The 12,847-nt window shown below is 59.9% G+C and carries 13 protein-coding genes; 9 read left to right on the plus strand and 4 right to left on the minus strand.

Features of this window, described 5'->3' with window-relative positions:
* Nucleotides 1-4 precede the first annotated feature (4 nt).
* Nucleotides 5-667 carry a GntR family transcriptional regulator gene (locus tag PHAMO_RS16710; RefSeq protein WP_235720873.1) on the minus strand — a complete coding sequence of 221 codons (663 nt, stop codon included), beginning with the start codon at nucleotides 665-667 and terminating at the stop codon, nucleotides 5-7.
* A 113-nt stretch (nucleotides 668-780) separates the two neighbouring features.
* Here PHAMO_RS16710 and PHAMO_RS16715 point away from each other — a divergent pair, with 113 nt between their 5' ends.
* Genes PHAMO_RS16715 through PHAMO_RS16725 form a run of 3 tightly spaced genes read left to right on the plus strand, consistent with a single transcriptional unit; the run spans nucleotide 781 to nucleotide 3,893 of the window.
* Nucleotides 781-2,175 carry an SLC13 family permease gene (locus PHAMO_RS16715; RefSeq protein ID WP_002731078.1) on the plus strand — a complete coding sequence of 465 codons (1,395 nt, stop codon included), beginning with the start codon at nucleotides 781-783 and terminating at the stop codon, nucleotides 2,173-2,175.
* Nucleotides 2,176-2,208: 33 nt separating this feature from the next.
* Nucleotides 2,209-2,493, plus strand: coding sequence for an acylphosphatase (locus tag PHAMO_RS16720; RefSeq protein ID WP_040567728.1), 285 nt, complete (start codon nucleotides 2,209-2,211; stop codon nucleotides 2,491-2,493).
* 44 nt (nucleotides 2,494-2,537) lie between these two features.
* Entirely contained in the window at nucleotides 2,538-3,893 is a 1,356-nt protein-coding gene (locus PHAMO_RS16725; RefSeq protein ID WP_002731080.1) for a GH1 family beta-glucosidase, read from the plus strand.
* A 169-nt stretch (nucleotides 3,894-4,062) separates the two neighbouring features.
* Here the strand turns inward: PHAMO_RS16725 and PHAMO_RS16730 are convergent, their stop codons facing one another.
* Nucleotides 4,063-5,082 (minus strand): polyprenyl synthetase family protein, encoded by a 1,020-nt coding sequence (locus PHAMO_RS16730; RefSeq protein ID WP_002731081.1) that lies wholly within the window; start codon nucleotides 5,080-5,082, stop codon nucleotides 4,063-4,065.
* A 115-nt stretch (nucleotides 5,083-5,197) separates the two neighbouring features.
* On the opposite strand from PHAMO_RS16730, the gene PHAMO_RS16735 reads away from it, so the two are divergent.
* The 3 genes from PHAMO_RS16735 (at nucleotide 5,198) to smpB (ending at nucleotide 7,400) form a co-directional block, all read left to right on the plus strand.
* Entirely contained in the window at nucleotides 5,198-5,962 is a 765-nt protein-coding gene (locus tag PHAMO_RS16735) for a tRNA1(Val) (adenine(37)-N6)-methyltransferase (protein WP_002731082.1), read from the plus strand.
* A 90-nt stretch (nucleotides 5,963-6,052) separates the two neighbouring features.
* On the plus strand, nucleotides 6,053-6,925 hold the full coding sequence (dapA, locus tag PHAMO_RS16740) for a 4-hydroxy-tetrahydrodipicolinate synthase (protein WP_002731083.1): 873 nt from the start codon (nucleotides 6,053-6,055) through the stop codon (nucleotides 6,923-6,925).
* A gap of 7 nt (nucleotides 6,926-6,932) precedes the next feature.
* Entirely contained in the window at nucleotides 6,933-7,400 is a 468-nt protein-coding gene (gene smpB / locus PHAMO_RS16745; protein WP_002731085.1) for an SsrA-binding protein SmpB, read from the plus strand.
* A 34-nt stretch (nucleotides 7,401-7,434) separates the two neighbouring features.
* Here the strand turns inward: smpB and PHAMO_RS16750 are convergent, their stop codons facing one another.
* Nucleotides 7,435-8,064: a carbonic anhydrase gene (locus tag PHAMO_RS16750; RefSeq protein WP_002731086.1), complete on the minus strand. Its 630-nt coding sequence runs from the start codon at nucleotides 8,062-8,064 to the stop codon at nucleotides 7,435-7,437.
* A 195-nt stretch (nucleotides 8,065-8,259) separates the two neighbouring features.
* Nucleotides 8,260-8,793 carry a SixA phosphatase family protein gene (locus PHAMO_RS16755; RefSeq protein WP_235720875.1) on the minus strand — a complete coding sequence of 178 codons (534 nt, stop codon included), beginning with the start codon at nucleotides 8,791-8,793 and terminating at the stop codon, nucleotides 8,260-8,262.
* 87 nt (nucleotides 8,794-8,880) lie between these two features.
* Between PHAMO_RS16755 and PHAMO_RS16760 the strand changes: the two genes are divergently transcribed.
* From PHAMO_RS16760 to PHAMO_RS16770, 3 genes are all read left to right on the plus strand, one after another.
* Nucleotides 8,881-11,022, plus strand: a complete 2,142-nt coding sequence (locus PHAMO_RS16760; RefSeq protein WP_002731088.1) for an RNA degradosome polyphosphate kinase — start codon at nucleotides 8,881-8,883, stop codon at nucleotides 11,020-11,022.
* A gap of 10 nt (nucleotides 11,023-11,032) precedes the next feature.
* The gene (locus PHAMO_RS16765) at nucleotides 11,033-12,517 is read left to right on the plus strand and encodes a Ppx/GppA family phosphatase (RefSeq protein WP_002731096.1); all 1,485 of its coding nucleotides are present in this window, start codon (nucleotides 11,033-11,035) and stop codon (nucleotides 12,515-12,517) included.
* Nucleotides 12,514-12,847, plus strand: a 334-nt coding sequence (locus PHAMO_RS16770; RefSeq protein ID WP_040567733.1) for a YaiI/YqxD family protein, incomplete at its 3' end; no start/stop codon positions are given. The genes PHAMO_RS16765 and PHAMO_RS16770, both read left to right, overlap by 4 nt.

Raw genomic sequence — 12,847 nt, forward strand, 5'->3', positions numbered from 1 at the left:
TCTCTCACGTAAGGTCTGTGGCCCGCATCGAGTCTGCTAAGCGGCGGATATGAGCGCGGGTGATTGCTTCGGCGGCGTCGCCATCACGACGGGCGAGCGCCTCGACCATTCCAACATGTTCGTCGGTTCGCTCGTCGAAATCACCTCCCTTGCGGTTGCGGCGTAGGCACATTGCGGTGATCCGGGTCCATAATTGTGCCACCAGTCCGGTCAAAGTGGCATTGCCGCCCAACTCGGTCAGGCGAGTGTGGAACACGTTGGCTTCGTTTGTATAAAGCTCGATCGATCCAGCCTGGATGAAGGCGCGTTGTCGTTCGATCGACAGGCGCAGTTCGACGATCTCCTCCGCTGTCGCCCGTTCAGCCGCCAGCCGGGCTGCGGCTCCTTCCAGCACCTCGCGGACCAGGAAGATCTCGCGAAGGCGGTTGATGTCGAAGCCAACGAAGAACACCCCCTGACGCGGCCGCACTTCGACCATTCCCTCAGCCTCCAGCCGGGCTATCGCAGCCCAGACCGGCGAGCGACTGACCCCTAATTGGCGCGACAGATCCTCGACGCTGATTTTATCGCCGGGAAGAAATCTCTCGCCGGTTAGCAAATCCTCACGGATTGCCAGATAGGCCTGTTCGGCCAGATTGGTGCGTTTCAGCGTCAACGTCTTCATCATACTCATTCCGAAAAGTGCGCGGAGAGGGCGCGTTCCCGATCCTGCCCGAGCTTGCCGTCTGGCGCAAACGGGTTTACCGTAACACGTAACATGAAACATTAAGGACAAGCGCAATGTCCCCCTCTCTCTCCCTGCCGCGTCTGACACCAGCCCAGGCGGTTGCCTGGGTGGCTTTGGCTGCCGGCCTGGCGATTCTGGTCATCCATCCGTTGCCCGGTGGCGAAAGTCAGGCTCTGGCGCTTGCTGTCGCCTGTATCGGCCTATGGGCTACTGGGGTGGTGCCGGAACCAGTAACGGCGGTGATCTTCTTTACCGCAGCGATGTTGTTGAAGGTGGCTCCCCCCCAGGTGGTGTTTGGTGGATTTGAATCGGCTGCGCTCTGGTTGGTGTTCGGTGGATTGGTGATGGGGGTCGCGGTCCGTTCCACAGGGCTGGGGGAGCGGATTGCCATCCGGCTCAGTCTTGCCTTTGGTTCAACCTATTGGGGTGTTATCGCCGGAACCACCTTGATCGGGGTTGCTCTGGGCTTTTTGCTGCCCTCGTCGATGGGGCGCGCCATCCTGCTGATGCCAATCGCGTTGGGTTTGGCTGCCCGCGCCGGATTTCAGCCCGGATCAAACGGTCATGTCGGGGTGGTTCTGGCCGCCGCCTTTGGTTGCCACGTGCCGACCTTTTCGGTCTTGCCTGCCAATTTGCCCAATTTGGTTCTGGTTGGTTCGGCCGAGACGTTGGGGTATGCCAGCCCCAGCTATGGGGAGTATCTCCTGCTTCATTTTCCGGTTCTCGGCCTGCTGAAAACGGCGATCATGGTGGTGCTGATCGTCCGGTTATGGCCTGACACTCCCCGCTCAGAAGCCACGGTGGAACGTGATGTTTCTCGTCCGATGAGTACGGCCGAGATCCGCCTGTCGGCTCTGTTGGCGCTAGCGTTGGCGTTGTGGGCTACCGACTTCCTCCACCACGTCAGCCCGGCCTGGGTCAGTATGGCGGCGGCGGTGCTGCTGTTGCTGCCGGGGATCGGGCTGGTCGATCGCAAGGCTTTCAGCGAGAAAGTTAATTACGGATCAATGATCTATGTTGCCGGGATCATGGGGCTGGGGGCGTTGGTGGGATCTTCGGGGCTGGGGGTTCGGTTGGCCGAGGCAATTCTAACCCTGCTGCCGTTGTCGCCCGGCCATGATGTCGGCAATTTTGCCAGTTTGGCGGCACTGTCAACCTTGTTGGGGCTGGCGACGACGTTGCCCGGCGTTCCGGCGGTGCTGACTCCGTTGACAGGGCGACTCGCCGAGGCGTCGGGATGGCCGGTCGAGGCGGTTCTGATGAGCCAGGTTCTGGGCTTTTCAAACCCGATTCTTCCCTATGAATCCGCGCCTCTAGTGGTGGCTATGCATCTGGGCGGCGAACGACTGAAACCCGCTCGTGATCTATGCCTTTTGTTAGCTCTGATTAGTGTGGTGGTCCTGCTGCCGCTCGATTTTCTCTGGTGGAAGCTGTTGGGCTGGCTGTAGTCACCGCCGCACGACCATGTTTTAATCTTGGTCATGACGGAGACAAAAAGCGTTCGAGTGGTGATCGAGGGCCGAGTCCAGGGTGTTTGGTTCCGGGGCTGGACAGTGGAGCAGGCTTCCGCTTGTGCCCTGTCCGGCTGGGTTCGCAACCGCTCCGATGGATCGGTTGAAGCCTTGTTTCATGGCTCGGCCGCAATGGTCGATGCTATGATTGCCGCTTGCCGAATAGGTCCTCCCGCTGCCCGCGTCTCCCACCTTTCGGTTGAGTCCGCCGAAGTTCCGGCTGGACCCGGCTTTCACTCGCGCCCCACGGTGTGACCATGAAACCAAATCGTCGCCAGTTCCTCGCTGGGTTTGCCGCCATGACCGTCGTCAGACCAACCGAAGCCGCACCTAGCCGCCAGTTCCCTAAAGACTTTTTCTGGGGCGCTTCCTCTGCGGCCTATCAAATAGAAGGCGCTACCGAGACCGATGGCCGTGGCCCTTCGATCTGGGATACGTTCACCGCCAATGGCCATATCATGGACGGAAGTTCGGCCCGGATCGCCTGTGACCATTACCATCGCTATGCCGAGGATGTCGCCCTGATGAAGCAAGCGGGTTTTTCCGCTTATCGCTTCTCGCTGGGATGGCCCCGGATCGTTCCTGCGGGAACTGGTGCTGTCAATCCCAAGGGTCTGGAATTCTATGATCGTTTAGTTGATAAAATTCTAAAGGCAGGGATTCGGCCTATGGCCTGTCTCTATCATTGGGATCTGCCCCAGCCGCTGGAGGACATGGGGGGGTGGCAAAGCCGCGAGATCGTCGGCCCCTTCGCCGATTATGCCAGGATCGCCGTTGCCCGGTTGGGGGATCGGGTTAAGGATTGGTACCCCCTGAACGAGCCGAATGTGGTGGCGGTCAGTGGTTACGGCACTGCCGACCACGCCCCNGGCTTACGTGCTGGCGATCTCGGTATCCTTAAGGTTCTTCATCATCAGAATTTGGCCCAAGGAGCAGCATTCCGGGCGATCCGGGCTGAACGTCCGAATGTCCGTGTCGGCACTATCTGTAACCTGCAACCCTCTCGCCCCGAGAACGACGAACCGCTGAACCGCGCCGCCGCAATTCGCTGGGATGCGGTGTGGAACCGGGTGGCGCTGGACGGGGTGCTGCGCGGGGCAATTCCCGATGTTCTGGCCGAAAAGATGGCTCCGATCGTTAAGCCCGGCGATTTAGAGACGATCCGCTTTCCAATCGATTCGCTGGGGATCAATTATTATTCCCGCATGACGATGCGGCACGAGCCAGGCCGCCCGTTCGATGTCGGTTGGGGAGATGCCCATTGCAATCGTTGGACCGGGATGGCTCTGCCGGTTCAGCCCGATGGGCTGTATGATCTGCTGCTTGAATTAAAGACTCTGTACGGCAATCCAGAGGTGTTTGTCGCCGAGAACGGCGCGGCCTATGACGATGTTGTGTCGCCCGACGGGCAGGTTCACGACCCGGAGCGCGTCGCTTTTCTGAAGGACCATGTTGCCGAGGTCGCCCGTGCCTTGAAGGATGGCTGCAACGTCAAAGGCTATCTGGTGTGGTCGCTGCTCGACAATTTCGAATGGGCTTTTGGTTTGTCAAAGCGGTTCGGAATCGTTCGGGTCGATTTTGACACCCTGAAGCGGACGCCGAAGGACAGCTATCGCTGGTTCGCGGAGGTGATCCGCACCGGCCGGGTAGGGTAGAACAGCATAGAGGGAGGGGGGCTTTTTGCCTCACCCCATTCGAGAAGGCACGCCATGAACCCAGCCTCAGAGGGAGATGCTCTCTCTGGACGAGCCCGCAAAACACAGAGGCTTGGATTTTTATGTCGGACTCTTCCCCCCGATTCACATCGGGGGGAAGGCGTTCCGCTTAATAAGCGCGTTCGATGCAGAAATCGATGACGTCGAGCATCGCCTGACGAGCCGGACAGTCGGGGAAGATCGACAAAGCGCTACGAGCTTCCTCGCCATACTGGCGGGCATGCTGAATGGTGGCTGTAACGCTACCGTGCTTTGCGAGCAGGGCGGTGGCGCGTTCGAGATCGCCGTCCTCCTGTTCCAGCTTTTCCAGACAGCGGCGCCAGAACGCCTTTTCTTCTTCGTCACCGGCGTGGAACGCATGAATGACGGGCAGGGTGATCTTGCCTTCGCGGAAATCGTCACCGACGGTCTTGCCCAGTTCAGCCTCACGGGCGGAATAATCAAGAGCGTCATCAATCAGCTGGAAGGCGATGCCGAGGCTGAGGCCATAAGCCGCCAGAGCGTCCTCTTCCACCTTCGGCCGGTCTGCGACCACCGCGCCGATGCGGCAGGCGGCGGCGAACAGAGCCGCGGTCTTGGAGCAGATCACCTGAAGGTAGGATTCAACGGTGGTTTCGGTGTCGTTGGCGGTGATCAATTGGAGCACCTCGCCTTCGGCGATTACCGCCGAGGCGCGCGACAGGATCGCCAGAACCGCTAGCGAACCGTCCTCCACCATCAATTCGAACGAACGGGAGAACAGGAAGTCGCCAACCAGCACACTGGGCTGGTTACCGAACAGGGCATTGGCCGAGGCCCGGCCACGGCGCAACTCCGATTCGTCAACGACGTCGTCATGGAGCAGAGTCGCAGTGTGCAAAAGCTCGATTACCGCCGCCAGTTTGACGTGGCGGTCGCCCTCATAGCCAACCAGTTTGGCCGAGGCCAGGGTCAGCACCGGGCGCAGGCGTTTACCGCCAGCCGCGATGATGTGCCCGGCCAACTGTGGAATCAGGGCGATCGGGCTGTGCATGTGATCAACGATGGTGCGGTTGACCTGTTCAAGGTCGTCCTTTACCAAGGTTATCAGTCCGTCCAGGCTTTTGGCCACGCGGTCGCCATTTACGTCGAGAGAGCCCTCAATCGCCACGGTACCCAAACTCCTCCCACACCGATCCCTGCCGGATCGCGGGACGAACATAGTGTTGCGGCGGAAAGTCGGTCAAGCTTACATCGCAGAGCGTTAAGGGTTTTTTGGAGGGAGAATGCCGGGCGACGACGTTGGGATCGTTACAGAGGACCGTCTAATCGGCGGAAGGGTGCGGATTTGTCAGCCTTCGAAAGGCTATCGCGCCGCCATTGATCCAGTGTTTCTTGCTGCCGCAGTGACGGCGAACGCGGGCGAGACGGTGCTTGATCTCGGCTGCGGCGTCGGGGCGGCGGGGCTGTGTCTGCTGGCACGGCAGCCGCTGGCGCGGGTCACGGGCCTTGAACTGCAAGCCGGGATGGCCGCCCTGGCCCGGCGTAACGCCCTTGCCAATGGTCACGTCGCCGACAACTTTCGAATCGTCGAGGGGTCGGCTCTGTCCCCACCGCCCGAGGTCGCCGCCGGTGGCTTCGGTCATGTGATGACCAATCCCCCATTCCAGCCGCCTGGACGCGGCACCGCCCCGCCCGAAGGCTCGAAAGCGCTGGCCCATGTCGAATCCGCCGGAGATTTGTCCGCCTGGATCAAGGCGGCGGTCCGGCTGCTGGCACCAAAGGGGCGGCTGTGGGTGATCCATCGCGCCGACCGGCTGGGCGAGTTGCTGGCGGCCTTCTCCGGGCGGGGATTGGGGGAGGTGAGGGTGCTGCCGCTGTGGCCAAAGCCTGGACGTCCATCCGGTCGGGTGATCGTCGCGGCACGCAAGGGATCGCGGACGCCCTTCGCCTTGCTGCCGGGGCTGGTGTTGCATCGCGACGACGGTACCTTTACCCCCGCAGCCGAAGCGGTTCTGCGCGATGCCGCCTCTATCGATTGGGGTGGATAGTCAAAGGCCCTTCTTGCCCCGTTGCTCCGACGGCGGGTTGGAGCTAATGTCCTCTTCCTCAGTTTTCAACACGTCACCTGGATGTCTGCCATGTTCAAAGGATCTCTCACCGCCCTCATCACTCCATTCCGCCAGGGGCGGGTGGATGAGAAGGCGTTTCAGGATCTGGTCGCCTGGCAGATCGAAGAAGGCACCCACGCTCTGGTTCCCTGCGGCACCACCGGCGAATCGCCGACCTTGTCGCACGCCGAGCACCACCGGGTGGTCGAGTTGTGCCTTGAAGTCGCCCGCGGTCGGGTTCCGGTGATCGCCGGAGCCGGTTCTAATTCGACCGAAGAGGCGATCGATCTGACCCGTCATGCCCGTAATGCCGGTGCGGATGCCGTCTTGGTGGTCGCGCCCTATTACAACAAGCCCAGCCAGGAAGGGTTGTTTCGCCACTTCGAGGCAATTGCTCAGGCGGTCGATATTCCGATCGTCGTCTACAACATTCCCGGCCGCTCGGTGGTCAACATCTCGGTCGAGACCTTCGTCCGGCTGGCGGAAATCCCCAACATCGTTGGGATCAAGGACGCCACCGCCGATCTTGCCCGGCCGTTGCAGATTCGCGCCGCGCTCGGTGACCGGCTGTGCCAGTTGTCCGGCGAGGACGCCACCGCGACCGCTTTTAATGCTCAGGGCGGCGTCGGCTGTATCTCGGTGACCTCAAACATTGTTCCCGGTCTGTGTGCCCAGATGCAGAACGCATGGGCCGAGGGCGACTTGGCGACCTGTTTCGAGATCCGCGACCGCCTGATGCCGCTGCACGATGCCATGTTCTGCGAAGGCAATCCGGTGCCGGTCAAGTATGCCTTCAATCTGCTCGGTCGGGGCGAGCCGGATGTCCGTTTGCCGCTGGTGCCGGCGTCTGCCGCCGCACGGGCCAAGGTCGAGGCGGCGATGCGCTCCCTCGGCCTGATCTGAGGCAACGATGTCGCTTCCCGGTCATATCGCCGCCCAGAACCGCCGCGCCCGGCACGATTACTTCATCGTCTCGGAGGTCGAGGCGGGAATCATGCTGGTCGGCACCGAAATCAAGTCGCTACGGGTCGGCAAAGGCAACGTCAACGAAGCCTATGCCGGGCCGATGCATGACGAGTTGTATCTGTTCAACGCCTATATCCCCGAATACCAATCGAAGATGCCGTTCCCGCATGAAACGAGACGGCCGCGCAAGCTGTTACTGCATAAGCGGGAAATGGCCAAATTGATGGGGGCGATCACCAAGGACGGAATGACCCTGGTGCCGCTTGACATCCATTTCGGTCCGCGTGGTCTGGCTAAGGTCCAGCTCGGTCTGGCCAAGGGCAAGAAGCTGCACGACAAGCGGGAAGCGATTAAGGAGCGCGATTGGAACCGCGATAAGGCACGGCTGATGCGCGAGAAGGGGAAGGAATAGGGGGGATCAAGTCCCCCCTCTTTAATTTATCCGTTCAGGCGATTTGCTGAAACGTGTTTGACTGACAATCGAGCCGCCACAGGGTTCCTTTTTCCACATCGAACCACCAGCCGTGCAGAGTGAGCCTTTTCTGCTCGACCCGTTCGCGAATCCACGGGAAAGTCATCAGATTGGCGAGCGAGACCGCAACCGTTTCCTTTTCACACATCTCTCTGGCGTAATCGATGGTCTTGCCAGCGCTGTGAGCCAGGGCAAGACAGCGGTCGCGGGCGGTACGGGCAATATCCATCCAGGGGCGGACGAAGTTGGTGCCATCGGCAGCACTCTGTTCGATCAGAGCGCGGACACCGCCGCAACCCGCATGGCCCAGTACCACGGCATGCTCGACCTCAAGTCGGCGGATAGCGAACTCGATCGCCGCCGAGGTTCCGTGATAGGTGCCTGTAGTTTCGAATGGTGGGACCAGATTAGCGACGTTGCGGATCACGAACATCTCGCCCGGCTGAGTCCCGAAGAGCAGGCCGGGATCGACCCGGGAATCTGAACAGCCAATCAACAATGCTTTTGGCTTTTGTCCGCTTTGAGCCAAAGTTTCGAACAGAGTCTTGTTCTCTTCGAAATAGGTGGCGCGGAAATGTTGAAATCCCTCGATTAAACGCTCCATTGCGACATCCCTGCTGCAAATAGGGGTGAATGACTTAGCACATCGCGTTGGCGGCGAACATCCCTGGCAGCTTATGTGCAGTGCGATGTCGTCACGATGGAACCGCATGCCAGCTAAGACGCACTTAAAGAGGGAGGATGTCTGTTTTTTCTGTCAGGATGCGCCAGAGCGGTGTCCTGTTATCGATTTTACGCATCAATCATCGTCGTCTTCGCCATTAAGATCGACCGGGCGGGTAAAGCAGGTGATCCGGCCACAGCCGCATTCCAGTTCATCCCATCCGGCGATGTCGAGGGTCAGCTCGGCTAAGGCTCCGGTGGGGTACTTTCGCGCCATCCGGTCCAACGCCACCGGCTCGCCTTGTCTGTTGCTCAGGAAATCGGCCAGCCGCTCCAGTCCTGGGTTGTGTCCGACCAGGATCACCGACTCCAGCGGTGGATCAAGCTTCTGGAGCCGTTGGAACAGGTCGCTTTGACCGGCGGCGTACAGGCCGGGTTCATAGCTGGCGGGAACTGTCGGCATGATCCGGGCCAGCGCTTCCCATGTCTCTCGGGTGCGTCGTGCGGTCGAAACCAGTGCCAGTTTGGGAGTAAGGCCATAACGTTCGACAAAAGCGGCGAGGCGGACCGCCGCTTCATGGCCTCGACGGCTTAATGGCCGGTCGAAATCCGCCAGAACAGGATCGTCCCAGCTCGATTTGGCGTGTCGGAGCAGGAAGAGTTTTCGCATGGTCCCCTCAGCCTCGGCCATGACATGATTGGCAAGAGCATATATAACAGATCGCGGGGAGACCATCCCCACTCGATCGGAGAAACAGTGGTGATATTTCCGCAGTCAGTCGATCTCCCCCCAATCGGCATCGACTCGAAGGACCGCTTCATCAACCGCGAGCTTTCCTGGCTGGCTTTTAACGCCAGGGTTATTGATGAAGCCTTTAATCGTCATCATCCCCTGCTAGAGCGATTGCGTTTCCTCTCGATCTCTGCTGGTAATCTCGATGAATTCTATATGGTGCGCGTTGCAGGACTGAAAGGTCAGGTCGATGCTGGTGTCATCAATCCCAGCCAGGATGGTTTGACTCCGGCGCAGCAATTGGCTGCGATCAATCTTGAGGCGACCAAGCTGCTTGAGGCTCAGAAGAACGGCTGGCACGCGCTGAAGGCCGAACTGCGCGAGGCCGGGTTGGCGGTGATCGCCCGATCCGAACTGTCGGAGAGTGACGAGGTCTGGCTGGAACGCCGGTTCATGGATCATGTCTTTCCGGTATTGACGCCGTTGGCGATCGATCCGGCCCATCCATTTCCGTTTCTGCCCAATGGCGGTTTCGCCCTGGTGCTGCATTTGTGCAAGCTTGACGACGGTGAAGTGCTGCGTGCCTTGCTGCCTTTGCCCAGCCAGATCGAGCGCTTTATCCGTTTGCCTGGCGAGACCATCCGCGTTTTGCCGATCGAGGATGTCGTCCTACTGTTCCTCGATCACATTTTTCCAGGGTTCAGCATGGAATCGTGGGGCCTGTTCCGGGTCATCCGCGATTCCGAGATGGAAATCGACGAAGAGGCCGAGGATCTGGTCCGGGTGTTCGAATCCGCGCTGAAACGGCGTCGGCGCGGCAACGTGATCCGTTTGTCGTTCAATGTCGGTATTCCCGACGACTTGCGTCGTCTGGTGATCGCTGAAATGAATGTCGATGAGACCGACGTATTCGAGATCGATGGATTGCTGGGACTGGTCGATACCAGCAAGCTGATCGTTGATGAACGGCCTGATCTGCTGTTTCCCCCCTATAACGCTCGTTTTCCAGAACGGGTGCGTGATTTTGGCGGCGATTGCTTTGCCGCGATCCGCAAAAAGGACATCGTGGTCCACCATCCGTTCGAAAGCTTCGACGTGGTGGTTCAGTTCATCCGCCAGGCGGCGCGCGATCCCCAGGTCGTCGCGATCAAGCAGACGTTATATCGCACCAGCGCCGATAGTCCGATCGTCAAGGCGCTGGTGGAGGCGGCCGAGGCGGGCAAGTCGGTAACCTGCATGGTCGAATTGAAGGCCCGATTCGACGAAGAGGCGAATATCCGCTGGGCCCGTGACCTTGAGCGCGCTGGGGCTCAGGTCGTGTTCGGCTTCATGGAATTGAAGACTCACGCTAAAATATCACTTGTGGTGCGGCGGGAAGGTCCCAATCTGGTCTCCTACGTCCATTTCGGCACCGGCAATTACCATCCGATCACCGCGAAGATTTATACCGATCTATCGTTCTTCACCTGCAATCCGGCGCTGTGTCGTGACGCCTCCCGTACCTTCAACTTCATGACCGGCTATGCGAAGCCGGAAAAATTGGAACGACTGGTGATCGCACCGCTGCATCTGCGCCAGACTCTGCTTGACCTGATCGAGGCGGAAATTGCTCATGCCGGGGCCGGTCGTCCCGCGACGATTTGGGCTAAGATGAATTCCCTGGTCGATCCCCAGTTGATCGATGCGCTCTACCGCGCCTCGCAGGCCGGAGTGAAGATCGAACTGGTGATTCGCGGCATCTGCTGTTTGCGCCCTGGCATTCCGGGCCTGTCGGAGACGATCCGGGTCAAGAGTATCGTCGGCCGTTTTCTGGAGCATGCCCGCATCGTTTGTTTCGGCAACGGTCACCGTATGCCGTCGCGTCAGGCCAAAGTGTTTATCTCGTCCGCAGATTGGATGCCACGCAACATGGACTGGCGGGTGGAGACCTTTGTTCCGATCGAGAATCCGACCGTTCATGCTCAGATTTTGGAACAGATCATGATGGCCAATCTCAAGGATCAAGCCCAATCGTGGATATTGCAGTCCGACGGCGCGTTCGAACGCGTTCGGGCTGGGGTAGGCGCATTCAACGCCCATACCTATTTCATGACCTATCCATCGCTGTCCGGGCGGGGCAGCGCGGTCGAGCGAGGGCGAAAGCTGAAGCTACAGGCCGGACACTAAGGAGAGTGCCGTGAAAGTCTGGCATCGCGTGGAACCGATTGGTATTATTGATATTGGTTCGAACTCCATCCGTTTGTGCGTGTACGACATTGCCCACCGGGTTCCCGTGCCGCTGTTCAATGAGAAGGGCGTTTGCGCTCTGGGGCGAGGGTTGGGAAGTTCCGGCCGTCTTAATCCCGAAGGTGTCCTGGCCGCCAGAGCAGTGGTCGGGCGATTTGTCGCTCTTTGCCGGGCGATGGAGGTCGAACGGCTCGACATCCTGGCAACGGCGGCAGTTCGCGATGCCGAGGACGGCGGTGATTTCGTTGCGGATCTGGAACAACGCCACGGCGTCCGTATCAAGGTTTTGTCAGGCGGACAGGAAGCGAAGATGGCCGCTTCGGGCGTACTGTGCGGCTCGCCCGACGCCGATGGGATTGTCGCCGATCTTGGTGGCGGTTCGTTGGAACTGGTAACGGTGCAGGGCGGCAAGTCCGGTCGCCACGTTACCATGCCGCTGGGTTTGCTCCGGCTATCCGAAGCGTCGGGCGAAGATCGCGGTCGCGCTGGCGAGATCGTCGAAAGCAGATTGTCGGGGATCTCTTGGCTGGAGGAGGGGCGGGGGCGCAACCTTTATGCCGTCGGCGGGGCATGGCGTGCCCTGGCCCGGATATGCATTGCTCAGACCCACCATCCCCTGACTGTCCTTGATAATTTTTCGCTTGATGCGAAAGAGGCGCTGTCTTTGCTTGATCTGGTCTCGGCGCAAAGTCGTAAGTCGTTGGATAAGGTGCCCGGCCTGTCGCGGAAGCGCCTCCCCGGATTGCCGCTTGCCGCCCTGATCCTCGAACGGGTGACGCGTGCGATTGAACCGTCGCGGTTGGTCTTCTCGATTTATGGCATGCGTGAGGGGCAGTTCTTCCGTCGTTTGCCCGAGCGTATGCGCGCCGAAGATCCACTGCTATCGGTGTGCCGTCGAATGGCGGCGAATAATTCCCGTTTTCCCGAACATGGTGACGAAGTGCTGGCCTGGATGGCCCCTCTCTTTCCGAACGAAACCGCACACGCTGCCCGCCTGCGCCATGCCGCCTGCATCGTCTCCGACATTTTCTGGAACGAACACCCCGATTATCGTGCGGAACAGGCCTTTCTACGTATCCTCCGACTCCCCTTCATGGGGGTCGCTCACGATGATCGCGCCGCGATCGCCTTTACCATTTATTGTCGCTATCAGGGAGCCGAAGACTCTCCCGCGGTCGCTCGCGCGATACAATTGCTCGACGAGGACTCGCTTCGCCGCTGCCGTGCCGTTGGTCAAGCGCTGCGGTTGGCCCATACCCTTTCCGGCGGTGCGCCCAACCTGTTGCGGCAAACCCGCCTCGTCGCCGAGCAACGCTACCTCGTGCTTGAAATGCCTTCCGAAAACCCCGCCTTCGTTCTTGACCTCGACCGTGCTTTCGACCGTCTGGCTCGGTCGTTGGGGTGCGAGGCTCTGTTGGCTCGTCGCATATCGTGACTGCGATCTTCGTCGATGGAGACGCCTGTCCGGTCAAGGCGGAAACGTTCCGTGTCGCCGAGCGCTATGAACTGGTGGTCACAGTCGTCGGAAACTCCTGGCTGCGCTTGCCCGATCACCCTCTGTTCAAAATGATCGTCGTTCCCGAAGGTCCAGACGTTGCCGATAAACGCATCGTAGATCTGATCGAGCGCGGCGATATCTGCGTCACCAACGATATTCCGTTGGCTGCACGTTGCTTGGAAAAAGGCGCTCTTGCGATCCGCCCCGATGGACGGGCCTTTACCGAATCCTCAATCGGCGACGTTCTCGCCACCCGCGATCTGATGA

This window comes from Magnetospirillum molischianum DSM 120 (assembly GCF_000294655.1).
GTDB lineage: Bacteria > Pseudomonadota > Alphaproteobacteria > Rhodospirillales > Magnetospirillaceae > Phaeospirillum > Phaeospirillum molischianum.